26 protein-coding genes are annotated in these 22,031 nt (G+C 62.2%); 9 read left to right on the top strand and 17 right to left on the bottom strand.

The window, feature by feature from the left end; all coding sequences use genetic code 11:
• Nucleotides 1–49 precede the first annotated feature (49 nt).
• The 4 genes from HX815_RS22180 to HX815_RS22165 form a co-directional block, all read right to left on the bottom strand.
• Nucleotides 50–1,342: a sorbosone dehydrogenase family protein gene (locus HX815_RS22180; RefSeq protein ID WP_177028889.1), complete on the bottom strand. Its 1,293-nt coding sequence runs from the start codon at nt 1,340–1,342 to the stop codon at nt 50–52.
• Nucleotides 1,339–1,767: a DUF2231 domain-containing protein gene (locus HX815_RS22175; RefSeq protein WP_087692924.1), complete on the bottom strand. Its 429-nt coding sequence runs from the start codon at nt 1,765–1,767 to the stop codon at nt 1,339–1,341. The genes HX815_RS22180 and HX815_RS22175 overlap by 4 nt, the downstream gene beginning before the upstream one ends.
• A gap of 123 nt (nt 1,768–1,890) precedes the next feature.
• Nucleotides 1,891–3,393 carry a glycine betaine/L-proline transporter ProP gene (proP, locus tag HX815_RS22170; RefSeq protein WP_003207926.1) on the bottom strand — a complete coding sequence of 501 codons (1,503 nt, stop codon included), beginning with the start codon at nt 3,391–3,393 and terminating at the stop codon, nt 1,891–1,893.
• A gap of 125 nt (nt 3,394–3,518) precedes the next feature.
• On the bottom strand, nt 3,519–4,250 hold the full coding sequence (locus HX815_RS22165) for an SDR family oxidoreductase (protein ID WP_177028888.1): 732 nt from the start codon (nt 4,248–4,250) through the stop codon (nt 3,519–3,521).
• Between the two features lie 98 nt (nt 4,251–4,348).
• On the opposite strand from HX815_RS22165, the gene HX815_RS22160 reads away from it, so the two are divergent.
• Nucleotides 4,349–5,254: an AraC family transcriptional regulator gene (locus HX815_RS22160; RefSeq protein ID WP_177028887.1), complete on the top strand. Its 906-nt coding sequence runs from the start codon at nt 4,349–4,351 to the stop codon at nt 5,252–5,254.
• On the opposite strand, the gene HX815_RS22155 is transcribed toward HX815_RS22160, so the two are convergent.
• Nucleotides 5,251–6,141 (bottom strand): bestrophin family protein, encoded by an 891-nt coding sequence (locus HX815_RS22155; RefSeq protein ID WP_008433288.1) that lies wholly within the window; start codon nt 6,139–6,141, stop codon nt 5,251–5,253. The genes HX815_RS22160 and HX815_RS22155 overlap by 4 nt on opposite strands.
• An 86-nt stretch (nt 6,142–6,227) precedes the next feature.
• A complete protein-coding gene (locus tag HX815_RS22150) occupies nt 6,228–6,734 on the bottom strand; it encodes a GNAT family N-acetyltransferase (protein ID WP_102605056.1) in 507 nt (168 codons plus the stop codon).
• Between the two features lie 101 nt (nt 6,735–6,835).
• On the opposite strand from HX815_RS22150, the gene HX815_RS22145 reads away from it, so the two are divergent.
• Together HX815_RS22145 and HX815_RS22140 are read left to right on the top strand one after the other, a co-directional pair.
• On the top strand, nt 6,836–7,744 hold the full coding sequence (locus tag HX815_RS22145; protein WP_177028886.1) for a bifunctional oligoribonuclease/PAP phosphatase NrnA: 909 nt from the start codon (nt 6,836–6,838) through the stop codon (nt 7,742–7,744).
• A 78-nt stretch (nt 7,745–7,822) separates the two neighbouring features.
• Nucleotides 7,823–8,518, top strand: coding sequence for a tRNA (adenine(22)-N(1))-methyltransferase TrmK (locus tag HX815_RS22140; protein ID WP_177028885.1), 696 nt, complete (start codon nt 7,823–7,825; stop codon nt 8,516–8,518).
• 3 nt (nt 8,519–8,521) lie between these two features.
• Here HX815_RS22140 and HX815_RS22135 read toward each other — a convergent pair whose 3' ends face one another.
• A complete protein-coding gene (locus tag HX815_RS22135) occupies nt 8,522–9,376 on the bottom strand; it encodes an aldo/keto reductase family oxidoreductase (protein ID WP_008433296.1) in 855 nt (284 codons plus the stop codon).
• 71 nt (nt 9,377–9,447) lie between these two features.
• Between HX815_RS22135 and HX815_RS22130 the strand changes: the two genes are divergently transcribed.
• Together HX815_RS22130 and HX815_RS22125 are read left to right on the top strand one after the other, a co-directional pair.
• Nucleotides 9,448–10,080, top strand: coding sequence for a TetR/AcrR family transcriptional regulator (locus HX815_RS22130; RefSeq protein WP_023659027.1), 633 nt, complete (start codon nt 9,448–9,450; stop codon nt 10,078–10,080).
• 92 nt (nt 10,081–10,172) lie between these two features.
• Complete coding sequence (locus tag HX815_RS22125) at nt 10,173–11,036, top strand: DNA/RNA non-specific endonuclease (RefSeq protein WP_177028884.1); 864 nt, start codon at nt 10,173–10,175, stop codon at nt 11,034–11,036.
• 19 nt (nt 11,037–11,055) lie between these two features.
• On the opposite strand, the gene HX815_RS22120 is transcribed toward HX815_RS22125, so the two are convergent.
• From HX815_RS22120 to HX815_RS22090, 7 genes are all read right to left on the bottom strand, one after another.
• On the bottom strand, nt 11,056–11,235 hold the full coding sequence (locus HX815_RS22120) for a DUF1289 domain-containing protein (RefSeq protein ID WP_003207939.1): 180 nt from the start codon (nt 11,233–11,235) through the stop codon (nt 11,056–11,058).
• Nucleotides 11,236–11,239: 4 nt separating this feature from the next.
• The gene (locus HX815_RS22115; RefSeq protein ID WP_177028883.1) at nt 11,240–11,611 is read right to left on the bottom strand and encodes a hypothetical protein; all 372 of its coding nucleotides are present in this window, start codon (nt 11,609–11,611) and stop codon (nt 11,240–11,242) included.
• A 636-nt stretch (nt 11,612–12,247) separates the two neighbouring features.
• A complete protein-coding gene (locus HX815_RS22110) occupies nt 12,248–13,462 on the bottom strand; it encodes an MFS transporter (protein ID WP_177028882.1) in 1,215 nt (404 codons plus the stop codon).
• Between the two features lie 5 nt (nt 13,463–13,467).
• On the bottom strand, nt 13,468–13,797 hold the full coding sequence (locus HX815_RS22105) for a hypothetical protein (RefSeq protein WP_102368490.1): 330 nt from the start codon (nt 13,795–13,797) through the stop codon (nt 13,468–13,470).
• Entirely contained in the window at nt 13,784–14,362 is a 579-nt protein-coding gene (locus tag HX815_RS22100; RefSeq protein ID WP_177028881.1) for an isochorismatase family protein, read from the bottom strand. Before HX815_RS22100 ends, HX815_RS22105 begins: the two co-directional genes overlap by 14 nt.
• A gap of 26 nt (nt 14,363–14,388) precedes the next feature.
• Nucleotides 14,389–14,838 carry a MarR family winged helix-turn-helix transcriptional regulator gene (locus HX815_RS22095; RefSeq protein ID WP_003214523.1) on the bottom strand — a complete coding sequence of 150 codons (450 nt, stop codon included), beginning with the start codon at nt 14,836–14,838 and terminating at the stop codon, nt 14,389–14,391.
• Between the two features lie 275 nt (nt 14,839–15,113).
• Nucleotides 15,114–15,506: a tautomerase family protein gene (locus tag HX815_RS22090; RefSeq protein WP_003214522.1), complete on the bottom strand. Its 393-nt coding sequence runs from the start codon at nt 15,504–15,506 to the stop codon at nt 15,114–15,116.
• 107 nt (nt 15,507–15,613) lie between these two features.
• Here HX815_RS22090 and HX815_RS22085 point away from each other — a divergent pair, with 107 nt between their 5' ends.
• A complete protein-coding gene (locus tag HX815_RS22085) occupies nt 15,614–16,477 on the top strand; it encodes a LysR family transcriptional regulator (RefSeq protein ID WP_134326054.1) in 864 nt (287 codons plus the stop codon).
• Between the two features lie 4 nt (nt 16,478–16,481).
• On the opposite strand, the gene HX815_RS22080 is transcribed toward HX815_RS22085, so the two are convergent.
• Nucleotides 16,482–17,471, bottom strand: coding sequence for an AraC family transcriptional regulator (locus tag HX815_RS22080; protein WP_177028929.1), 990 nt, complete (start codon nt 17,469–17,471; stop codon nt 16,482–16,484).
• Nucleotides 17,472–17,536: 65 nt separating this feature from the next.
• Here HX815_RS22080 and HX815_RS22075 point away from each other — a divergent pair, with 65 nt between their 5' ends.
• From HX815_RS22075 to HX815_RS22065, 3 genes are all read left to right on the top strand, one after another.
• On the top strand, nt 17,537–18,769 hold the full coding sequence (locus tag HX815_RS22075) for an MFS transporter (protein ID WP_177028880.1): 1,233 nt from the start codon (nt 17,537–17,539) through the stop codon (nt 18,767–18,769).
• Nucleotides 18,770–19,063: 294 nt separating this feature from the next.
• A complete protein-coding gene (locus HX815_RS22070) occupies nt 19,064–19,441 on the top strand; it encodes a glyoxalase/bleomycin resistance/extradiol dioxygenase family protein (protein ID WP_003214518.1) in 378 nt (125 codons plus the stop codon).
• Nucleotides 19,442–19,461: 20 nt separating this feature from the next.
• On the top strand, nt 19,462–19,965 hold the full coding sequence (locus HX815_RS22065; RefSeq protein ID WP_102368493.1) for a DUF2867 domain-containing protein: 504 nt from the start codon (nt 19,462–19,464) through the stop codon (nt 19,963–19,965).
• Nucleotides 19,966–19,993: 28 nt separating this feature from the next.
• Here HX815_RS22065 and HX815_RS22060 read toward each other — a convergent pair whose 3' ends face one another.
• Nucleotides 19,994–20,212: a DUF4287 domain-containing protein gene (locus tag HX815_RS22060; protein WP_003214516.1), complete on the bottom strand. Its 219-nt coding sequence runs from the start codon at nt 20,210–20,212 to the stop codon at nt 19,994–19,996.
• An 87-nt stretch (nt 20,213–20,299) separates the two neighbouring features.
• Nucleotides 20,300–21,973: a M24 family metallopeptidase gene (locus HX815_RS22055; RefSeq protein ID WP_177028879.1), complete on the bottom strand. Its 1,674-nt coding sequence runs from the start codon at nt 21,971–21,973 to the stop codon at nt 20,300–20,302.
• Between the last annotated feature and the right edge of the window lie 58 nt (nt 21,974–22,031).

The following is a 22,031-nucleotide window of genomic DNA, read 5'->3' as shown; positions in this document are numbered from 1 at the left end:
GGTACCGCCGCGCTCCACAGGAAGGCAACCACATCGGCCGCTTCAGGCTTTATTTATTGCGCGTCACCCTCCACACCGTGTTGGCCAGGTCATCGGCAATGATCAGCGCACCCTTCGGATCAACAGTGACCCCCACCGGCCGGCCGCGAGTCTTGCCATCGTCCCCGCGGAAACCCGTGGCGAAGTCCAGCGGCTCACCGGCAGGCCGGCCATTGCTGAACGGCACGAAGATCACCTTGTAGCCCACCGGATTGTCCCGGTTCCAGCTGCCGTGCTCGCCGACGAAGACGCCGTCGGCATATTTCTCGCCCATGGCCGGGATGGAAAAATCGACGCCCAGCGCGGCGACGTGGGAACCCAGGCTGTAATCCGGCTTGATCGCGGCGGCGACCTTGGCCGGGTTCTGCGGTTGGGCGCGGGTGTCGACGTTCTGGCCCCAATAGCTGTAGGGCCAGCCGTAGAACTCGCCTTCGCGCACCGAGGTCAGGTAATCCGGCACCAGGTCCGGCCCCAGTTCATCCCGCTCGTTGACCACCGCCCACACCTGCCCGGAGCCCGGCTGAATGGTCAATGCCGTCGGGTTGCGCAAACCGGTTGCATAAGGCTTGTGGGCACCGGTGGCGGCGTCGATCTGCCAGACCATCGCCCGGTCGATCTCAACCTCCATGCCGCGTTCGGTGATGTTGCTGTTGGACCCGATGCCCACATACAGCGAGCGGCCATCGGGGCTGATCGCCAGGGATTTGGTCCAGTGGTGATTGATCGCGGCGGGCAGCTCGGTGACGGTGGTGGGCGGGCCACCGGCCTTGGTCTGGCCGTCTTCGTAGTCGAAGCGCACCAGCGCATCCTGGTTCGCCACGTACAGCTTGCCGTCGGCAAAGGCCAGGCCGTAGGGCGCGTTGAGGTTTTCGGCGAATACGGTTTTCAACTCGTAGGTGCCGTCACCGTCGGCATCGCGCAGCAGGGTCAGGCGATTGCCGCCCTTGACCTTGGTGTTGCCCTCGGCCTTGATCACGCTGGCGATCACATCCTTGGGCTTGAGTTTCGCTGCGCTGCCGCCCCGGCCTTCGGCGACGAGAATGTCGCCGTTGGGCAGCACCAGGGTCTGGCGCGGGATCCGCAGGTCGGTGGCGATGGCCGTGATGCTGAAACCCTCGGGCACCGTAGGTTTCTGCTCGCCCCAGGCCACCGGTTCGGCGATCTTCATGCTGGGCAACAGGCCGCGCTGGGGTTCCGGCAGCTTGGGGTCGGGGCCGCGAGCTTGAGTGCTGTCGGCTTCGCCACCGCAGGCGCTCAACAACATCGCCATGCTTAAAACGGTCAGCGTGCTGGAAGGCTTCATTGGGCACCTCCCGAGCGCAGGTTGGTCAGCCCGACCCACGTGGTCACGCAGGCCAGCAGGGTCACGACGGCAGACAGCACCAGGCCCGAAGGCATCACGGCCCAGGCATCCTTCGCATGCTCAAAGGCATTTACCAGGCCCAGCGCCCAGGTCCCCAGCAACAGCAGGAAGTACACCGTGGGGCGCCCGGCCTTGCGGTCGGCACGCAGCAGGTTGACCAGTGCAAACAATCCCGCCAGCCCGCAGAACAGCAGGGCGCCGGCGATCAGCCAGGCGGCGAAGTTGCTCCATTGGATCTGGTAGGTCTGGTAGTAGGCAATGTCGCTCAGCAGGGCGCCGAGAAACAGCGGGACGGTACCGGCCAGCAAGGTCGCGTGAAGCGGACCAGGCGTGCAGCGGTAGGTGAGGGTGGTGGTGTCGGTCACGGGCGGCTCCTTATCGTTGAGCGGCCCTGATGAGGCTCATCAGGGCCGCGCTGACTGCGCTTAAGGAAGGAGCGTGCTGCTTGCGCGTTAGTTCACCCGCTATTCGTTTCCAAATATGTTGCGTCAGTTGATGCGTGGATGTTGCTGCACCAGGTTTTCACGCTTGGCTTCCAGCTCGGCGATTTGCGCGTCGATATCTTCGATCTTCTGCTCGATATTGTCTTCGTGCTCCTGCAGCAGCTCCTTGGCTTCCTCGATATCCGACGCCGCCGGTGCCGCGCCGCGCAGGGGTTTGTTGGCGGTTTCCTTCATGGTCAGGGCGGTGAAAAGCCCCAGTACGGCGAATACCATCAGGTAATAGGCCGGCATGTACAGGTTGTTGGTGGTCTCCACCAGCCAGGCCATGGCGGTTGGCGTGAGGCCGGCAATCAGGATCGAGATGTTGAAGGCGCTGGCGAGCGCGCTGTAGCGGATGTGGGTAGGGAACATCGCCGGCAGGGTGGACGCCATCACGCCGATAAAGAAGTTGAGCACCACCGCAATGATCAGCAGCCCCGAGAAAATCAGCCCGAGCTTGCCGCTGTTGATCAGCATGAACGCCGGAATGGCGAGAAAGAACAGCGCGATGCTGCCGAACAGAATGAAGGGTTTGCGCCCGATCTTGTCGCTGACAAAGCCAATCATCGGCTGCACGAACAACATGCCGACCATGATCGCGATGATGATCAACACGCCGTGGTTTTCGCTGTAGTGCAGGTTGTGCGACAGGTAGCTCGGCATGTAGGTGAGCAGCATGTAGTACGTGACGTTGGTCACCACCACCACGCCGACACAGGTCATCAGGCTGCGCCAGTGCTTGGTGGCGACTTCCTTGAACGAGACTTTCGGGCCGCCCGCCAGGCCTTCGCGGTCACCTTGTTCGAGTTGCTCCACGTGCTGTTGAAAGGCCGGTGTTTCTTCCAGGGCATGACGCAAGTAGAGCCCGATCATGCCCAGCGGCAGGGCGAGGAAGAACGGCAGGCGCCAGCCCCAGGACTGGAAGGCGTCTTCGCCGATTACCGCCGAAATCAACACCACCACGCCCGCGCCGAGCACGAAGCCGGCGATGGAGCCGAAGTCCAGCCAACTGCCGAGGAAGCCGCGCTTGCGGTCCGGGGCGTATTCGGCGACGAAGATCGAGGCCCCGGTGTACTCACCGCCCACCGAGAAGCCCTGGGCCATCTTGGCCAGCAGCAACAGGATCGGCGCCCAGATGCCGATCGAGTCATAGGAGGGGATCAGCCCGATGGCGAAGGTGCTCAGGGACATGATCACGATGGTCGCCGCCAGGACCTTTTGCCGGCCGTATTTGTCCCCCAGGCGGCCAAAGAACAGGCCGCCCAGCGGGCGAATCAGGAACGGCACCGAGAAGGTCGCCAGGGCCGCGATCATTTGTACGCTGGGAGACGCTTCGGGGAAGAACACCTTGCCCAGCACATAGGCGACAAAGCCATACACTCCGAAGTCGAACCACTCCATGGCATTGCCCAGCGCAGCGGCGGTGATCGCCTTGCGCATCTTGGCGTCGTCGACGATGGTGATGTCATCCAATCCAATCGGATTGACGGTTTTCTTGCGTGATTTCATGGGAATACTCAGCCGCAGGTCCATTTCGATGCCACTGTTTTGGTGGCATGCGCTTAATGGGTCAGATACATGCGGACACTGAATAATTCACCACTGGCTGGATTTTTTTGTTAACGGCCAGCGCCTTACCGGGACAACGCCACCGCATCCGCCCCGGCCGGGATACGCATCGGGCTGTTTGGGTCAGTCGCCGCGCGCCATACGGCTTCAGCCACATCCTCGGCCAACGTAACCTCGGAAGGCTCCCCCCAGGCGGCAAATATGCGTTCCGCCAGGCCTGCGTAAGCCTCGGGAATCAGGATGCGGTTGCGGGCGTTTTCGCCGAAGCGGGTGGTCGGTGCGCGCCCTGGCAATACCAGGTTGGCGCGTACATTGAACGCCGCCAGTTCCAACGCCAGGGATTCGGTGAAGCCGTTCACTGCGCATTTGCTGGCGGTGTACACGGCGAGCAACGGCAACGGTAGCAAGGTCACACTGGAGGTGACGTTGATTACCACGCCGGCCTTGCGCTCACGAAATTGCGGGAGCACGGCCTGGGTCATCGCGATGGTACCGAAGGTGTTGGTTTCGAATACCTCGCGGATCGTTTGCATGTTGATGCCTTCGACCGCGCCCAGCAGGCCGATCCCGGCGTTGTTGACCAGTACATCAACCGGCCCGGCGGCTTCGATGGCCTGCTGGATGCTGGCCTCGTCACTCACATCAAGCGCCAGCACCCGCAGGTGCTCCGAGGGGGGTAGAAGGTCTTCCCGGGGCGTACGCATAGTGGCGATGACCTTCCAGTCCCGGGCCAGGAAGTAGCGAGCGATTTCCAGGCCGAAGCCGGACGAGCAGCCGGTGATCAATACAGTATTCATGGACGTTCCTGCCAGTGGTGAGGGTCGTAAAACGATAGGCCGCGTTGATTGGACTTGCTATGCTTCAAAGTCCAAATTTCATTTGCAGGAGTCCGGTCATGGTCGACCCGCTGGCCGAGATCGTCACATTGCTGCAACCCACCGCAGGCTTTTACAAAGTGGTCAGCGGCGCCGGTGCCTGGCGCGTGCAGCGGGCCCACAATGGGCAGCCGTTTTACTGCGCGGTGCTTGAAGGCCAGTGCTGGCTGACCTTCGACGGCAGGCCGGCGGTACCTTTGCAGGCCGGGGATTTTGTGTTGATTCCGGCTTCCCGGGTGTCCGGCATGTCGAGTGCCGTTGACCTGGAACTGCCGGAAACCACACCCGTTGTGCAGCCTGATGGGGAGTTCCGGATTGGCGAACAGAGCGGGCCGGCGGATATTCGCTTGTTGGTCGGGCATTGTGCGTTTGCCTCACCCGACGCAGCCTTGCTGGTGTCGTTGCTGCCCGAGCTGGTGCATGTGCGCGGGGAGCCGAGACTGGCAACCCTGGTCCATCTTGTGGGTGAGGAGTCACGCAGCCAGCGGCCTGCACGGGAAGTGATTCTGGATCGGTTGCTGGAGGTGTTGCTGATCGAAGCCTTGCGCTCGACAGGCAGTACGACGGCATCCCCCGGGTTGCTGCAGGGCTTGTCTGACGAACGACTGGCGGTCGCTATCCGCCTGCTGCACGAACAACCCATGCGGGCCTGGACGGTGGCGGAACTGGCAAAACACGCCGCACTGTCGCGCTCGACGTTTTTCGAACGCTTCAACCGCGCCGTGGGTGTCGCCCCGATGGCGTACCTGTTGGCCTGGCGCATGGCGCTGGCGAAGAAGCTGCTGCGCAATCAGGCAGGCGGTATCGCCGACATTGCCGAGCAGGTCGGCTATGGCTCCGCCAGTGCCTTCAGCGTGGCGTTTACCCGGTATGCCGGGCAGTCGCCGACCGTTTATGCTCGCGGCGAGGGCGCATCGGTGGATTAACTGATCCGCTCGCCCCCCAGGGAATCACGCTGCATCGACTGCAGGTTTTTCTCGATGGTTTCGCAAAGGGCTTCCATCTGGATCTGGTGCTCGCTGTCGCGGAACGGGCTTTGCAAATCGGTGCCGATGCGTTCGATGGCCAGCAGCATGAAGCCCACCACCGTGGACGCCAGCGGGGTGAACCAGCCCAGGGATTCCACCAGGCCCACCGGCACGATCAGGCAGAACAGCGAGATGAACAGCCGTGGGAAATACACGTAAGGGTAGGGCAGCGGCGTATTGGCGATGCGCTCCATGCCGCCCTGGCTGTTGGACAAATCCACCAGGGTCGACTCCAGCCGCGCCAGGCGAATGCTGTCCAGGCGCCCGGCCTTGTATTCCTGGGCCAGCAGGGCTGCGGAGCCGTTGATGATGTCGTTGGAAAAGTTATTGGTACTGGTGCTGCGGGCGAACTCGTTGGCCGGCAGGAAGGCGCGGATTTCTTCCGGGCAAGGCTGGCCCCGCAAGTGCGCCGCCAGGCAGTTCACATACGCCACGTGACGGCGCAGCAAGGTCGCCTTTATCGGGTTGACCTCATTGTCCGGGTCATCCAGCAGCGTCAGCACTTGCCGGGCGAAGCTGCGGGAATTGTTGACCATCGCGCCCCATAACGTGCGTGCTTCCCACCAGCGGTTGTAGGCGCTGCTGTTGCGGAAACTGATCAGCACCACCAGCGCCGAGCCGAGCAGGGTGAGCGGCATCAGCGGCAGGTTGATCTTGCTGTTGAGGAACAGCATGAAGTCCACGGTGACGGCGATATCCCAGAGCAGCAGCCAGAACAGCGCCCAGCCTACATAGCCCATGGTCTTGATGATCAGGCGGTATTTTTTGATGATGGCAGCTTTCAAACGGAAACCTCGCGGCGAGCGGTAAGCATCAATGCCCTAGCTCGGACGGTGTTTACCGGGTAAAGGTTCGCCGGGGGGCCGGGTCTTCAGGCCTGGAATGTCAGGACAAAGCGGTTTTCGCCCTGGGGCTTGCCGTCCGGTGCGGGCTGGTCGGGCACGAAACCGCAGCGGGTCAGGACTTTTTGTGAGCCCACATTCTCGGGGTACACGTACGCCACCAGTTGGGTCAGTGCCCAGCGCGCCTGTGCCTCGCGGATCAGATGGTTCAGCGCCAGGGTTGCCAGCCCTTGCCCGCACGAGCGCTCACCCACGCGGTAGCCGACTTCGGCAGAGCCCTTTGGCGAGTCGATGCTTTTCAGGTTGGCGCGACCGACGATTTCGCCGTTGGCGTCTTCGATCACGAACGGGTGCCATGTGCCGGTGGCCAGGCCTGATAGATAACCGTCAATATGCTCGGCGACGCCCTGCACCGAGTAAAACGATGGGTCGCGCGCCTCGATATGCGACTCGAACCAGTCACGGTTACGGGCTTCGAAGGCCAGCAATGCTTCAGTGTCCGTACTGCTCAGCTCGCGAACGCGAAATGACGTCATTGCTCGAATCTCCAGGGTTGTTCTGTCCATTTAGTCATGTTTTCGTCATAAAGGCGTGTGAAATTTGCCTGCCAAAAATATGAAATCATGGAGTTTTTCCGATGAGGGTAGTCACCTCCGGCTCGGCGTATCTGGACATCGATGCATACGCCTGCTGCATTGCGTATGCCGAGTTGTTGAATCGTCAGGGAATCGAGGCGCGTGCCGTCAGCAGTGCTCCACTGAATGCCAGCATCTCCAGGACCGTGCTCGGCTGGCGATCGTCACTGGATGACTACCGACCCGAGCCCGGCGATGAGTTTGTGATGGTGGATATCTCGGACTTCCACCACTTCGACCCGGTGGTCGTGCTCGATCAGGTGGTGGAGGTGATTGACCATCACCCGGGGTTTGAAACCTATTGGGCGCAGAGGCTGGGAAGTGCCGCAGACATCCGTTTGATCGGTGCAGCAGCGACGCAGGTTTTCCTGCGTTGGGAAGCGGCCGGTTTGTTGCCGCTGATCAGTGAGCACAGTGCCGCGCTGCTGGCCACGGCAATCCTGGACAATACCCTGAATTTTACCGGGCAGTTGACCACCGCGGCGGATGTTCGGGCTTATGAAACCCTCGCGCTGCTGGCGAAACTCGCAGCAGACTGGCCTGAGCGGTATTTCTCCGAGTGCCAGGCCACTATCGAGTCAGACCTTGCAGGCGCGTTGGCGGGTGACCTGAAGTGGCTGAAAGCCGACAGCAACCTGCCGCAGGTTTTTGCGCAGATGACGGTGTGGGATGCCGGTGCGCTGGTCCGAAAGCATCGCTCGACCATCGCTGATTGGCTGGCGGCGCAGGGGGAGGACTGGCTGGTGAATCTCATCAGTATCCGCGAGTGCAAAAGTTATTTCCTGGCTGAGCCCAAGGTCAGCCAGGAAAAACTGAGCCAGTTGCTTTCCATCGACTGGCAGGCCGGGATGGCGGTGCTGGATCGTTCGCTGTTGCGCAAGGAACTGGTAAGGCTGGCGGCCACTGATTGACGGCGTTCACCAAAGTGACGTTCCTCTTTGAAGAACCCGCAATACAATGGCCAGGGTATTACCGAAAAGGAACGGCAGTTGAACGAACACACATTGTCCATGCGCCTTGAGCGCGTGGCGACGCACGTCCCCGCCGGGGCGCGCCTGGCGGATATCGGCTCCGACCACGGCTACCTGCCGGTGGCATTGATGCGCCGCGGCGCCATCGTGGCGGCGGTGGCGGGCGAGGTGGCCCTGACGCCGTTTCGCGCAGCCGAGCGCACGGTGCGTGAGAACGAGCTGGAGCAACACATCACCGTACGCCTGGCCAGTGGCCTGGCGGCGATCGAGCCGGGAGACGGGATCACCGCGATCAGCATCTGCGGCATGGGCGGCGAGACCATCCGCGACATCCTCGACAGCGACAAGGCGCGCCTCAGTGGCGAGGAGCGCCTGGTGCTGCAGCCCAACGGCGGCGAGCAACCGTTGCGCCAGTGGTTGATGGAGAACGGCTACCGCATCGTGTGCGAAGAGCTGCTGCGGGAGAACCGATTCTTCTACGAAATCATCGTTGCCGAGCACGCCGGGCCTGTGACCTACACCGCCGAAGAACTGTACTTCGGCCCGCTGCAAATGCAGGCCCGCAGCCCGGAATTCCTGCTCAAGTGGCAGCGCATCCTGCGCCACAAACAGCAGACCCTGAGCGACTTCGCCCAGGCGCGGCAAGCGGTGCCCGAGGACAAGATGCAAGAGGTCGCCCTGCAGGCGCGGTGGATCGCAGAACTGCTGGCGTGAGGGTCAGCCTGCGAGGGTGTTCAGCTCTGCGAGTACCTCGTCCGAAAGATCCAGCTCGCCCACCGCGATGTTTTCCCGTAGATGGGTGACCGAGGACGTTCCCGGGATCAGCAGGATATTCGGGGAACGGCGCAGCAGCCATGCCAGGGCCAGTTGCATCGGGGTGACGCCGAGGCGCTGTGCGACGTTCGACAACACCGCTGACTGCACTGGCGAGAACCCGCCCAGCGGGAAGAATGGCACATAGGCAATGCCGTCCCGGGCCAATTCGTCGAGCATCGCGTTATCGTGTTGGTGGGCGATGTTGTACAGGTTCTGGACGCACACGAAGCGCACGATTTTTCGCGCCTCGGCGACCTGCGTCGGGGTAACGTTGCTGATGCCGATATGGCGTATCAGGCCCTGTTGTTGCAGCTCGGCAATGGCACTCAGGGGTTCCTCGATCGAGCCTTCGGCAGTGCCCATCACGCCGTGCATGGCCCGCACATTCACCACGTCCAGCACATCCAGGCCCAGGTTGCGCAGGTTGTCGTGCACGGCCTGGGTCAGCTCGGCCTTCGACGAAGCGTTGAACCAGGCGCCATCGTCGCCACGGCGGGCGCCTACCTTGGTGACGATCGTAAGATCGTCTTTATACGGGTGCAGTGCCTCACGAATAATCTGATTGGTGACATGCGGCCCGTAGAAGTCGCTGGTGTCGATATGGTTCACGCCGCAAGCGACGGCCTCGCGCAGTACGGCCAGCGCTGCATCACGGTCCTTGGGCGGGCCAAACACGCCTGGGCCGGCCAGTTGCATGGCGCCGTAGCCGATGCGGTTGACGGTGCGATCGCCGAGATTGAATGTGCTGGTGGTCATGGTCGGAGCTCTTGCTTGACGGGAGGAAGCCTATAATATGAAGGATCCTTCAGGTTTAGAATTCGCATTCCATGAGCCCTCTCAAAGCGTCGTTAAAGCCAAGAAAATCAGCGGTCCAGGCCCGGTCGGCGGCGACGGTGGAAGCGCTGCACACGGCAACCCTTCAGGTTTTGACCGCTCAGGGCCTGGTCCGCTGCACCACGACCCGCGTGGCCGAGCGGGCGGGCATGTCGGTGGGCAGTCTCTATCAGTACTATCCGAACCGCGATGCACTGCTTGCTGCGGTATTGGAGAAGCATCTGGTGCAGGTGGCCGAGACCGTCGAGCAGGCGTGCGATCAACACCAGGGCACCACGGTGGCGGAAATGGCATCGGGGTTTGTCACGGCTTTTCTCGCCGTGAAGCTGATGGACCCGACGGCGTCCAAAGCCCTGTATGCCATCGCAGGTGAGCGGGGCGGTGCGGAGCTTGTGGCGCGGATCAACAAGCGGGTGGTGGCCGCGATTGCAGCGATGTTGGCGACGGCGTCGGATGCGCGTTTTGAAGACCCATCCCTTACCGCCGCCATCTCGCTCAGCGCGGTGGTGGGACCGGTTCGGGCGTTGCTTGAAGGCAATGCATCTGCGGCCTTTGAAGCCGGCCTGGAACAGCAGGTGACCCGCATGCTGCGAGCTTATCTTCAAACCTATCAGTCACTTACGTAAACCGTGTTCAGGGTATTTTGCAGCGCTGCTTCGCACTAAAGTCACATCCATGGGTCCATAAGCCCCGCAATCGAACTTTGAAGATTTAACCCATGCACCTACGCAAAATTGCAGTTGGGCTGTCGGCCCTTGTTTTGCTCTCCACCGGGGCGCAAGCCCGTGGCCTGCTTGACCTCATCACACCGCCTCAATCCCATACCTCCCGCTCGGGCTCCATCAGTCAGGGCGCGGCCCTGGATCTGTATTCAAGCCAACAGAAAAAGCCATCGTTCGACAGTTGCGCCGACCTGTTCCCGGCCGCACAACCGATCAACACGGCCACCGTGCCGGCCACCATGAAACCCCTGGCGCTGTGTTCCGATAATTTCGCGGTGCTGTACTCGCAAACCAGCAAGACCCCGCTGGTGGTGGTCGAACGCCTGAATGCCGGCCAGTTGAAGGATGCCAAAGGCGAAGAACGCACCAACCAGTTCTACCCCGACCCGCGTATTCCCAAAGGCGCGCGCGCCGAGTTGAGCGACTACCGTGGCCAACACCCCGCGGTGGACCGTGGCCATCAATCCCCGGCGGCGGATGCGCCGAGCACCAACGCCATGGCCCAGTCCTTTGCGCTGTCGAACATGGTGCCGCAAGACCCGACCAACAACCGCAAGATCTGGAGCAAGGTCGAGGCGGACGTGCGCAAGTTTGCCAAGCGCGCCGACGGCAACGTGTTCGTGTTCACCGGCCCGTTGTTTGACCCGGGCTGCAGCACCATTGGCGACAACAAGGTCTGGGTGCCGACTCGCCTGTTCAAGCTGGTTTACGACGTGTCGTCCAAGCGCGCCTGGGCGTATGTTCTGCCCAACGCTGAAACCCGTATCGAGAAGCCGATGGACTACGCGACGTTTGTGAAAACCACCGGGCTCAAGTTGCTCGGGAATTTGCCGGTGACGGGGTCAGTCGGGCGTACTTGACGGCCTGAAACCGGGTGCGTCACTTGCCCTTTTTCAACGTCTTCAAGCGCAACGTTGCGCGCTGCACAGCGGCCATCTTCTCTGGCCGCTTCATCTTTTTCCATTTGCGAATATCGTCCTTGGTGCGTCCACAACTCACGCACAGCTCACCACTGAGCTGGCAGGTTGAGACGCACGGGTTCTCGATATCTTTAGCCAAGGCTTTACCCCTTTACCGCATACAGTTTGAGCAGGCGCAGGCGCCAATTGCCGCCATGCTGCAGGTGGCATTCTTCCTCGGAGTCGAAGCGCACGTAGCGGTCCGAAGAAGGGCGATCCACCCCGGCATCCTCCAGCGCGGTGGCCGTCAGCTCGCGCATGCGCAGGTCCAGTCCGGTAGAAAGGGCCAGTTCCCGGTTCGCCCTGGTATCGAATACCCAGATGACCAGCAGGCTTTGGGCAAAGGCCTGGTAGTCGACTTCGTGGGTCAGCCAGTCGAAGCCGGTGATTTCGGCTTTCGCGATCTCACAGGCATCGGTCAGGGTCGCGACCAGGCGACGTTCGATGCGTGCGCTGTCGCGTTTGCTTGAAGACATGGGGATTCCTTGAGGAGCGAGGAGGGTGATGATACGCGAGAGATCCACTGTAGGAGCTGTCGAGCTTTAGCGAGGCTGCGATGGCGGACTGGCAGGCGACATCTTTATTGCCTGACAGGGCCTCTTCGCAGCCTCGCTGAAGCTCGACAGCTCCTACGCAGGATTTTGTCGGATCGAGATGATCGTTCCCACGCTCTGCGTGGGAACGCCGCCTCGGACGCTCTGCGTCCAGCTGACGATGCAAGGTTCAAGTCCTGCGCAATGGTGACGCGGAGCGTCACAGGATGTATTCCCACGCAAAGCGTGGGAACGATCAACTGTGCGAGCCTGCGAAGATCAACTGTGGGAGCTGTCGAGCTTTGGCGAGGCTGCGATGGCGGACTGGCAGGCGACATCTTTATTGCCTGAAAGGGCCTCTTCGCAGCCTCGCTGAAGCTCGACAGCTCCCACACTGGATTCGTGTTGCCCTTCAGATATTGATCGTTCCCACGCTCTGCGTGGGAACGCCGCCTCGGACGCTCTGCGTCCAGCTGACGATGCAAGGTTCAAGTCCTGCGCAATGGTGACGCGGAGCGTCACAGGATGTATTCCCACGCAAAGCGTGGGAACGATCAACTGTGGGAGCTGTGTTGCCCATCACATATTTTTAGGCCGATCCAGCTTGCGCGTCATGGTGTACACCGCCACGCCGGCAGCCAGGATGCCCGAGGCCGCGCCGACCGCCAACGCCCAGCGCGGCCCAAGATGGTCGGCCACCCAGCCCACAATCGGTGCGCCAATCGGTGTGCCGCCCAGGGCCACGCCCACCCGCAGGGCGATTACCCGGCCGCGCATGGAGGGTTCGGTGGTGAGTTGCATCAGGCTGTTGGTGGTGTTGCTGAAGGTCAGCGCGCCCACGCCGATGATCACCAGCGCCCCGGCGAACAACCAATAGTTCGGGGCAATCGCCGCCAGCATGCAGCCCACCCCGAATACCAGCGCGCCGATCAACAACGCCTTGAAGTGTGGCCGCTCGCGACCGGCTGCGAGCAGCGCCCCGGCAACGGTGCCGATAGCCAGGGTAGACGTCAGCAGGCCATAGCCGCGGGCATCGGCGTGGAACACGGTGACGGCCATGGTCGAGATGAAGATCGGAAAATTCATGCCGAAGGTGCCGATCAAGAACAGCATGATCAGGATCGCCATCAGGTCCGGCCGCGCCCACACATAACGCAGGCCTTCAGTCAGGCTGCCCTTGGTGCGCAGCGCCCGCAGGCTGGTGTGCAGGCCGGAAACCCGCAGCAGAAACAGCGAGGCCAGCACCGCGAAAAAACTCGCGCCATTGAGCAGGAACGCCCAGCCGGTGCCCACCGATGCGATGGTCACGCCGGCCACCGCCGGGCCAATCATGCGCGCCATGTTGAACGAGGTGGAATTGAGCGCGATGGCATTGGACAGGTCCGCTTCGCCCACCAGCTCCGCCACGAATATCTGCCGCACCGGTGCATCGAAGGCCGAGGCGCAGCCAGACAAAAACGCGAACACATACACGTGCCACAGCTGCACGATGCCGGTCAGGGTAAACACCCCCAGCATCAGCGCCAGCACGCCCATCACGCCCTGGGTGACCATCAGCAGCTTGCGCTTGTCGTAGTGATCGGCGGCGAAGCCGGTCCAGGGCAGCAACAGCAATTGCGGCCCGAACTGCAACGCCATGACGATGCCGACGGCCGACGCGTTATGCGGCGTGAGCTGGGTCAGCACCAGCCAGTCCTGGGCCGTGCGTTGCATCCAGGTGCCGATATTCGACACCAGGGCGCCGGCGGCCCAAATGCGGTAGTTGACGCTGCGCAGCGAGCGGAAAATGCCCATCGAACTCACACCGGCCCTGAGGAATGACCACCGTTGAAGCGCCCGAAATGCTGCGCCAGGAATACACTCAGGGCCAAGGCCCCGAGCCCGAGGGCGAGCACATCAGCGGTGCTTTTGAGGTCGAAGTCCCCGACCCGGCAGACCAGCACGTAGCCGATCACCAGGTTGAGAAAACCCCAGAGCACATTCAGCGTCGAGGAAGACCGCCCCTGGCCGCGCGGCTTGGCAAACGGCGTCTGGAAGGACTGGCCCATCAAGCCACTGAGGCAATGGGGCAGCGCGTTGGCGAGCAATACGCCGCCGAAGAAATAAGACACCAGCTCATGCCATTGCATCGTCACGCCCCCCTGTTTCAAGCAAGCCGATGATCTCTTGCGCGGTGCCGGTTTCCCCCAGCTTCGGAAATACCTGGTTCAGGCTGTAGTGATGGGCCTCGGCGTTCGCGTCGGTCATGGCATCGACGGCCAGGGTCACGTTGAAGCCGGCCTCGTAGGCCTGGCGCGCGGTGGACTCCACGCCGGTTCCGGTAGCAACGCCGGTGATCACTACTTGAGTCACGCCGAGTGCTTTGAGTTGCGCCTCAAGATCAGTGCTGGCGAAGGCACCCCAGGTGCGTTTGGTCACCCCAATGTCGCCGGGTTGCTGATCGAGTTCGGGCAGCAGGTCGGCCCATCCCGGTGGAAATACATCGCTGCGCCGTGGCCGCTCGGTACGCCCGGGGGCGAAGCCTGTGACGTTGACCAGCACCACCGGCATGCCGCGCTCGCGGAACGCGTCGAGCAGTGCACGGGAGCGTTCCACCACGGCGCCGATGGGGTGGATGAACGGGTATTCGGCGATGCCTTTTTGCAAGTCCACGATGATCAGCGCGGTGTTGGGATCCAGCAAGGTGACGGCCATGGGATGTCCTCGAACGGGTAGGGGGCTCAAAAGTCGGCGAGGCGCTCCAGCAGCTTTACCGCTGCCGCGAGTTCAGCTTGTTCTTCGGCAGACAGTTGCTCCTGCAGCGCCCGCAGCAGCCAATCGTCCTTGGCCGCCCGGCTGGCGATCAGGTGCTTACGAAAGCCGGGAGTCAGCTCGATCAGGGTTTGGCGCCCATCGCTGGGGTCGGGTTTGCCCCTGATCGCTTTCATCGTTTCCAGCCCGGCCACGGTGATGCGCATGGACTGCGGCCGCACGCTCTCCGCCCGGGCCAGGGCCGAGACGGTGCTGGGCCCGTCTCGGTCCAGGCGCAGCAGCACCGACTTCTGGGCGGAAGTGAAATCGTTCGGATGGGTTTGTTCCCGCAGCCGGCGTATCAGCTTGCCCAGGGAGATGCGCAGCTCGGCAGCCAGGGCGGCGGATTGGGTTTCGGAGGTGATGGAAGGTTTGTTCATGCCCGGACGTTAGCATGCGTGCAGAAAAACTGTACAGTTTAGCTGTATGAAATTTTTGTCATAAAAGCCCGCGTCGACGGTCCTTTTGCCGGGGCGTTACCTGGTGTCGCGGCTGGGCGTGCTGTCGTTCATGGACCGGGATGGTGCAAGACCGAATGCTATGTGGGTGACCGATTGTTGGGCGTGGATGATGAACGGGTTCTGCAACTGTTCACGGACTTGATGAGCCGCGCATTGACCTGATCGATATTCATGCGCGGCTTTTTCCCGGCCTATCAAGTGTGTTGATAGCGGTACTCCTGAGTCACCCCTTCATAGCCGTAGGCACTGGCTCGGCAGTCGATGATATGCACATTGGAGTGTGGGTGCAGGTTGCCGATCAACTCCGCCAACAGCGTGTAGGCCTCACGATGAAAACGCGCCTTTTGCGCCTTGGTGTTGGTCTCATCGGTCACGGTGACTTCCAGGCGGAATGCGTTGCGCCCATGTTCGGCCAGCGAGCGGTTATGAATGAACCACTGGTCATGCGGTACAAAATCGAGAATCAGCAAGGTCTGCTCCGGGCGTTTCTCGAGCACTTCACAGGTCAGTGCAGTGAGCTGCGGGACGAGCTGGCGGACCAGTTCGGGATTGCGTTCTCCGGAGATTTTCAGGGTGATGCCTGGCATGGTGAGTTCCTCGTAAGGGTAGGGTGAGGTGCCAGATTAAGAAAATTATTCGGATCTGAAAAACGGGAAGATATAATGATATCTATCGGAAAAAACGCAGGTTAGACATGCGCCCCTTTGACCTTGAGCAACTGCGCTCCTTCGTCACCATCCTGGAATCCGGCAGCCTTTCGGCGGCCGCGCCCAAGCTGTGCCGTTCCCAGTCCGCGCTCAGTGAGCAACTTCGCAAGCTGGAAACCTTCACCGGCGTGACGCTGCTGGAGCGCGGCAAAAAAGGCGTGAGCCCCACACCTGCCGGAGAGCGCCTGCTGGCACATGCGCGTGAATTGCTCGCGCTGAGTGACTGCGTGCTTGAGGACATGCGCGGCGTGACCTTGAGCGGCGAACTGCGCCTGGCCATCACCGACTATTTTTTGCCGAGCGCCATCGCGGGCATGTTGAAGGGTTTGCGCACGCGATATCCGCAGCTTCGGTTGCATGTTTCGGTGCGCAAGAGCCTGCAAATCGAAAAGGGCGCCAACAGCGGCGAATTCGACATTGGCCTGTCGATGCGCATCCTCGATGGTCGCAGCCTTCCCGAAGGCATTCCCGTACGACGAGAGGCCCTGCGGTGGGTGGCACTCAGTGGGTTCGACGCACAGCACGAACTCGTGGCGCCGCTGCCGTTGGTGGTACTTCCCCAGGATTGCAGCTTGCAGCGGTTCACCATCGACCTGTTGGATGCGCGCGGGGTGCCGTATGTCATTGCGCATTCCGCGTCCGGGGTGGCGGGCCTGCAATCGGCACTGCTGGCGGGGCTGGGCGTGGCGTGCCTGAACAGCTCGGCCGTGCCTGCCGGGGCCGAGGCATGCCGGTCGATTCAAACGCTTCCGGCGCTGCCCGATGTCGAGTTCAGCCTGTTACCGCCGCGTCCGGGCGAGGCTTCGCTGGTCAGTGCAGTGCGAGAAATGTTGATCACGCACTTTTCCTAGCGGCTCAAGACCTCCGGCTGGCCCCCGGCGGCTGCCCGGTGACGCGCTTGAATGCCCGGCTGAACGCGGCCTGGGAGTTATAGCCAAGGCGCTGCGCCACGGTTTCAATGGGCAGCCGCTCCAGCGTCAGCCACTGGCTGGCCAGGCGCATCCGCAGTTCGGTGGCATAGCGCAACGGTGGCGTGCCGATTGTGGTTTGAAAGTGTTGGGCGAACACCGAGCGCGAGGTATGACACTGCGCCGCCAGCTCTTCCACCGTCCAGTCGCGCCCAGGCTGTTGGTGCAACGCCAGCAGGGCCTTGGCCAGGCGCGGGTCGCGTAGCGCGGCCACCAGGCCGGACGCATTCCCGCAGGCACATTCGACCCAGCCCCGAACAACCATGGCCGCCACCACGTCCGCCAGGCGCGCCAGAATGCCGGCGAAGCCGATGCGGGCGCTGCTGACTTCGCGCTCCATGGCCGCCAGGATCGGCATCAGCCCCGGATAACGTTGGCCCTTGGCGTCGATCAGCATCAGGTCCGGCATCAGGCGGCCAAGGCCGTGCAAACTCCCCAGTTCAAACTCCATGCAGCCGCTGAAGAGCAGGGTGCTTTGAGCTACGCCTGCATCGGCGCGGGCATCCACGGCACACACCGCATCGCCGAGGGCTGCGGCGTTGAAGCTGTGGATGTCCTGCACCGGCACCTCCGGGCTGGAGAGCAACTGATGGGCGCCCCCGTGGGAGATGAACACGGCGTTGCCCGGCGTCAGTTCGTACTGCGTGCCGTCCTCGGTACGCAGGGTGACGCCGCCGGCGGCGACAAGGTGGAAGTACGCATGCCCGGGTTTGGCCGCAAAGCCCAGGCCAAACGCCGGCCCGGCCTGGATACGGCGGTACTCGACGCCCCGCAGGCGCATGCCGCGCAACAGCTCGTTGATGAGGTCAGAGGACACGTCGAACGGTTCTGGAGGCATCATTTTCGGGGTTTCGGTAAAGGATTCAAGATTTTGCATCATAGATCATCCTGCCCTGCGTACCTAGACTGGCGGTCGCGATAACTTTTGGAGGGTGACCAGTGATGAGCAGTTGTGTGTGTGACGCCGTAACCGGTGCAGATGTGGCGCCCGCGACACCGGCCTGGATGGCGGTGTTTTCGTTGGCGATGGGCGTGTTCGGATTACTCACGGCGGAGTACCTGCCGGCCAGTTTGTTGACGCCGATGGCGGCCGAACTCGGCGTCTCGGAAGCCTTGGCAGGGCAGGCGGTGACAGTCACGGCGGTGGTGGCGTTGTTCGCCGGTTTGCTGGTACCGGGCCTGACCCGCGGGATCGACCGGCGCGTGGTGCTGTTGTGCTTCAGCGCACTGATGATCTGCTCCAACCTGCTGGTGGCGGTCTCGTCGAGCCTCACGGTGTTGCTGCTGATGCGTATCCTGTTGGGCATCGCCCTGGGTGGCTTCTGGAGCATGGCGGCGGCGGTGGCGATGCGGCTTGTACCGGCGGCCCTGCTGCCGCGTGCCTTGTCGATCATCTTCAGCGGCATCGCGGTGGGCACTGTCGTGGCGGTGCCGCTGGGCAGCTTTTTGGGTGGGCTGTACGGCTGGCGCAGCGCGTTTCTCGCCGCCGCCGCAGTGGGCGGCGTGACCCTGGTGTTCCAGCTGTTCACCCTGCCGCCGCTCGCACCCCGCAGGACCGCCCGCTTGAGGACGGTGCTGGAAGTGCTGCTGCGTCCGGGCATTGCCGTGGGCATGTTGGGGTGCGTGCTGGTGCACACCGGGCACTTTGCGCTGTTCACCTATATCCGGCCATTCCTGGAAAGCACCACTGGCGTCGATGCCGAGGGGCTGGCGTTGATGTTGCTGGGATTCGGTGTTGCGAACTTTGCCGGCACGCTGCTGGCCGGCTGGCTGCTGGTGCGTCTGCCGCGTGGAACATTGGTGCTGATGCCCGCGCTGGTGGGTGTTGCAGCGCTCGCTCTGGCGCTGTTGCCGGCAACCGTGACCGGGCAGGTGTGGTTGTTGATGCTCTGGGGCCTGGCGTTTGGCGGGGTGCCGGTGGCCTGGTCGAACTGGGTGGCGCGGGCCGTGCCTGACCAGGCTGAAAGCGCCGGGGGCATGGTGGTGGCTTCAGTGCAGTCGGCGATTGCCGCCGGGGCGGCGGCAGGCGGCGCGATGTTCAGTTTCAGTGGTATCGGCGGGGTCTTTGTCGCGGCAGGTATCTTGATGCTGTTGGCGGCACTGTTGATTGCGCTGAAGGTGAAGGTTGAAGCGCCTCCACAAGGTGCAGAGGCGGGGCCGGTGTTTCATCTCTGAAACCGTGATAGAGGCAGGGGGCGAGAATAAACGCATGCGCTTCGCCCCCTTTCAGGCCGCTTGATCAATCCTGCTGGTTTTGGGCTCAGGTCCGACTCCGAGCAATCGTAGCTGAACGACCGCCTGCTGATCATTGACCTGCAGCGACCCTCGTATCTCTCTTTACTTCAGTAGCTGCGCAAAATAACCTCTGCCTCGCAGGCACCGTCCTGCTCCTTCAGGTTTGGCAAGGCGCTTCACACTCACCAGCACCGCCTGGCAGGTGTCATGGTGCTTGCACGTTGAGGTTCTGCGATGAGCGCAGTCGTTGATCATGGCGTCCGTTTCGGACGAATTGCAGTAACGCTTCCCGTAAAGGACATGGGCAGGGCCCATGATTTTTACACCAGGGCCCTGGGGTTTACGAAAGCCTTCGAAAATGGAAACCCGATCGGCTTCATGATTCTGCAGCGCGACCAGGGCGAGCTGCATTTGACCTTGCAACCCAACCACCCAGCCGCCGCGTTCACGATTGCCCACCTGATGGTGGACGATGTCGACAGGCTGCACGCCGCTTGCGTGCAGCATGGGGCGAGGATCATCAAGCGCCTCAAGGATCAGGATTACGGGTTGCGGGCGTTTGTGTTCGAAGACCCGGACGGGAATCGTATTGATGTAGGTCAGCCGCTCTAACCGAGCAATCAGGGAAGATAATGTTGACGACTACCGATGTTGTTCACACGCTGCGTGCACCGTCAGAGCTTGATTACTACGACACCCGGTCAGCCCCGCTGCCTACTGAAATCACCGCGCTGGATGCCTGGAACATCATGACCGGCGAACCGGGGCCGTTGATGCAGGTGGCTTTCCGAATCAGGGATGCCATTTCCTCGTTGTTTGGTGTGAAGCGCATCGGTGGGTTCTCCGGCACCTTGCGCGAGGCTGTGCAGGTCGGCGACCGGCTGGACTTCTTCCTGGTGGAACGCAGCGCGCCCGACATGCTGGTGCTGACCGAGCGTGACCGGCACCTGGATGTGATGATCTGCCTTTCAATCGCTGACCGTGTACTCACGATCACCTCGTCGGTTGTCACCCATAACACCTATGGGCGCCTCTACATGCTGCCAGTGGGGCCAGCGCACAAACTCATTGTGAATGCTCACCTACGACGACTTGAACGAACGCTTCAAGAGACAGCCGCAACGCCCGGCGGGTAGGCACGTTCACCGCCCGCCGGGAGGTGGATCAATTGCCTTTTTCAGCCGCCAAGAAGTACGCAACCAACGCATTGGCGTGACCATGGCCCATGCCGTGTTCAGTCTTGAGCAAGGCCACAAGCTCCATATGCTTCCTGGAACTGGCGGCCTTGAGCAGATCCAGCCAGTGGCTAATGGGTTGCCCATAGTTTTTTTCGATGGAGGGGAAGTACGACGCTGGCCCTTTTGTTTTTGTGTCGTCGGTCATGATGCAAACTCCCTTTTTGCTGAGGTGATAATGCCCGGATAACGTTACCGCGCTCTGGACTCACCGGATCCACCGTACGGCCCGTCCCTACACGCCCCCGTTGGCCTCGCCAATCAGAATATCCTCGAAGAACGCCCCGACCGGTTGTGTGGGATGGCAGATCTGTATCTCCAGCACCCAGACCATCTCGCTCGGTACGATCTCGACTTCAGCCAGCTTGTCCTGCCCGAACAGGGCATGGGGGAAGTCGGCGATGCGGTGTCCGGCCAGGTTGCGCTCAAGGCGCCAGCCCTTGGAGAGGGCGCTACCCTCAGCGAAGTCGTACAGTTCGCGCCCGGTCAGCCCACGGTGCCAGGCATCGCGGGTCTCGTCGAACACTTCATGCAGGGCCTTCGTGCAAGCGTCATGCAATGGGTGCTCGCCGAATACGAAGGTGTCGCCATAGTCGCCTTCATAGCCATCCCACACCGGGCCAAGGTCCACCACGGCGATGTCGGTGGCGCGGAGCTTGCGCAGCAGGTCGATGCCTTGGCGGGGTGTGCGGACGGTGTCTTCGCCAAAGCGGATATAGGTGGGATGCCAGGTGTGAGACGCGCCCATGGCCTGCAATGTCTCGCTGGCCATTGCGAGGGCTTGCGCCGTGGTCATGCCGACTTTCAATTGATCGGCGATGGCGGCCAGGGCCCTGACGGTTTGCTCGCGGGCGGCGAGCATGCCGTCCAGCGAGTAGCGCGGGCCGACTTTTTCCAGCACCGGGTGCCGCGTGTTGAGCGACTCCGCTGGCGTCAATGCACCGCTGGGGACGAAGGCTTCGGCGACAAAACGATGCGCCTGCGCACCCGCCGCCAGGCAGGCTGCGCGGGCCTGGTTGATCATCGTGCTATTGCCGCAGGCGTAGATTTGGCTATCGGCCCAGTCATGGGGCTGTGTCAACGCGACCTGCTGTACGCGGGCGTCTGCCGACAAAACCCGATGCCAGAGAAAGCGTGGATGGGCCTGGCTGGCCCGTTCGAGAAACTCGACGTCGTAGAAGTCCGCCGGTGCCGAGTTACCCCAATACAGGGTGACTTCGGCCTGGCGGGCCAGGGCCGTCAGCAACAAGGGCTTGATACCGGCATAACCGGTCCCGGTGGCGAACAGCACAACAGGGCGCTCATCGTCGTGTTGCCAGGTGCAGGCGCCCACGGGGCCTTCGAGTTTCACCGCATCGCCCACTTGCAGGCTCGGCAGGATGCGTTCGGAAAACAGGCCACCGCTGACCTGGCGAATATGAAACACCAACCGGCCTTGGTCCTGCGCGGGCAGATTGGCCACGGAGAAACAGCGGCTGTCGCCATCGTCGAGGCGAAACCTGAGGTACTGGCCGGCCCGGACTTCGAGTGGCTGGGCAGTCAGCAACACCAGCTCGACGATGTCGGCGCTCAACGCGCGTTTGCTGATCACCTGTGCGCTGGCTTCCAGCGCGGGCGTGTCCAGTGACCAGCCGGGGATTTCCACGCGCATGTCGCTGCAGGCATGGCTCTGGCACAGCAACATCTCGTCAGACGCGAGCGGATAAGAAGGGGCAGGGGTGTCGGGTGTGCGCAGCTTTTCCCGGTGCTGGCCCGACACCACCTTGACCTTGCACGATCCGCAGGCGCCGCGCCGGCAGGAAAAGGGTACGGCGAGACCGCTGGCCAGCATGGCGTCGAGCAGCAATTGATCGGCAGCTTCGAAGGATTTGCCCGAGGGCAACAATTCAACGACATGGCGGTTTTGCATAAACACCTCGGGGCAATTGAGGCTCGATTGTTGCGGTAGACTAGGACCAGGAGAACCT

This window comes from Pseudomonas sp. E6002, from assembly GCF_013385565.1.
Classification (GTDB): Bacteria; Pseudomonadota; Gammaproteobacteria; order Pseudomonadales; family Pseudomonadaceae; genus Aquipseudomonas.
The sequence above is the reverse complement of the archived record's forward strand: the minus strand, read 5'-3'. Positions and strand labels throughout refer to the sequence as shown.

What these genes read in the sequence shown, in the direction of transcription:
- HX815_RS22075 (WP_177028880.1), top strand. Translation starts at nt 17,537, where the DNA reads ATGAGCAGTTGTGTGTGTGACGCCGTAACCGGTGCAGATGTGGCGCCC.
- HX815_RS22130 (WP_023659027.1), top strand. Translation starts at nt 9,448, where the DNA reads ATGAGCCCTCTCAAAGCGTCGTTAAAGCCAAGAAAATCAGCGGTCCAG.
- HX815_RS22055 (WP_177028879.1), bottom strand. Translation starts at nt 21,973, where the DNA reads ATGCAAAACCGCCATGTCGTTGAATTGTTGCCCTCGGGCAAATCCTTC.
- HX815_RS22090 (WP_003214522.1), bottom strand. Translation starts at nt 15,506, where the DNA reads ATGCCAGGCATCACCCTGAAAATCTCCGGAGAACGCAATCCCGAACTG.
- HX815_RS22115 (WP_177028883.1), bottom strand. Translation starts at nt 11,611, where the DNA reads ATGTCTTCAAGCAAACGCGACAGCGCACGCATCGAACGTCGCCTGGTC.
- HX815_RS22060 (WP_003214516.1), bottom strand. Translation starts at nt 20,212, where the DNA reads ATGACCGACGACACAAAAACAAAAGGGCCAGCGTCGTACTTCCCCTCC.
- HX815_RS22145 (WP_177028886.1), top strand. Translation starts at nt 6,836, where the DNA reads ATGAGGGTAGTCACCTCCGGCTCGGCGTATCTGGACATCGATGCATAC.
- HX815_RS22105 (WP_102368490.1), bottom strand. Translation starts at nt 13,797, where the DNA reads ATGCAATGGCATGAGCTGGTGTCTTATTTCTTCGGCGGCGTATTGCTC.
- HX815_RS22110 (WP_177028882.1), bottom strand. Translation starts at nt 13,462, where the DNA reads ATGGGCATTTTCCGCTCGCTGCGCAGCGTCAACTACCGCATTTGGGCC.
- proP (WP_003207926.1), bottom strand. Translation starts at nt 3,393, where the DNA reads ATGAAATCACGCAAGAAAACCGTCAATCCGATTGGATTGGATGACATC.
- HX815_RS22135 (WP_008433296.1), bottom strand. Translation starts at nt 9,376, where the DNA reads ATGACCACCAGCACATTCAATCTCGGCGATCGCACCGTCAACCGCATC.
- HX815_RS22165 (WP_177028888.1), bottom strand. Translation starts at nt 4,250, where the DNA reads ATGAATACTGTATTGATCACCGGCTGCTCGTCCGGCTTCGGCCTGGAA.
- HX815_RS22065 (WP_102368493.1), top strand. Translation starts at nt 19,462, where the DNA reads ATGTTGACGACTACCGATGTTGTTCACACGCTGCGTGCACCGTCAGAG.
- HX815_RS22100 (WP_177028881.1), bottom strand. Translation starts at nt 14,362, where the DNA reads ATGGCCGTCACCTTGCTGGATCCCAACACCGCGCTGATCATCGTGGAC.
- HX815_RS22125 (WP_177028884.1), top strand. Translation starts at nt 10,173, where the DNA reads ATGCACCTACGCAAAATTGCAGTTGGGCTGTCGGCCCTTGTTTTGCTC.
- HX815_RS22150 (WP_102605056.1), bottom strand. Translation starts at nt 6,734, where the DNA reads ATGACGTCATTTCGCGTTCGCGAGCTGAGCAGTACGGACACTGAAGCA.
- HX815_RS22095 (WP_003214523.1), bottom strand. Translation starts at nt 14,838, where the DNA reads ATGAACAAACCTTCCATCACCTCCGAAACCCAATCCGCCGCCCTGGCT.
- HX815_RS22070 (WP_003214518.1), top strand. Translation starts at nt 19,064, where the DNA reads ATGAGCGCAGTCGTTGATCATGGCGTCCGTTTCGGACGAATTGCAGTA.
- HX815_RS22080 (WP_177028929.1), bottom strand. Translation starts at nt 17,471, where the DNA reads ATGCAAAATCTTGAATCCTTTACCGAAACCCCGAAAATGATGCCTCCA.
- HX815_RS22085 (WP_134326054.1), top strand. Translation starts at nt 15,614, where the DNA reads ATGCGCCCCTTTGACCTTGAGCAACTGCGCTCCTTCGTCACCATCCTG.
- HX815_RS22180 (WP_177028889.1), bottom strand. Translation starts at nt 1,342, where the DNA reads ATGAAGCCTTCCAGCACGCTGACCGTTTTAAGCATGGCGATGTTGTTG.
- HX815_RS22160 (WP_177028887.1), top strand. Translation starts at nt 4,349, where the DNA reads ATGGTCGACCCGCTGGCCGAGATCGTCACATTGCTGCAACCCACCGCA.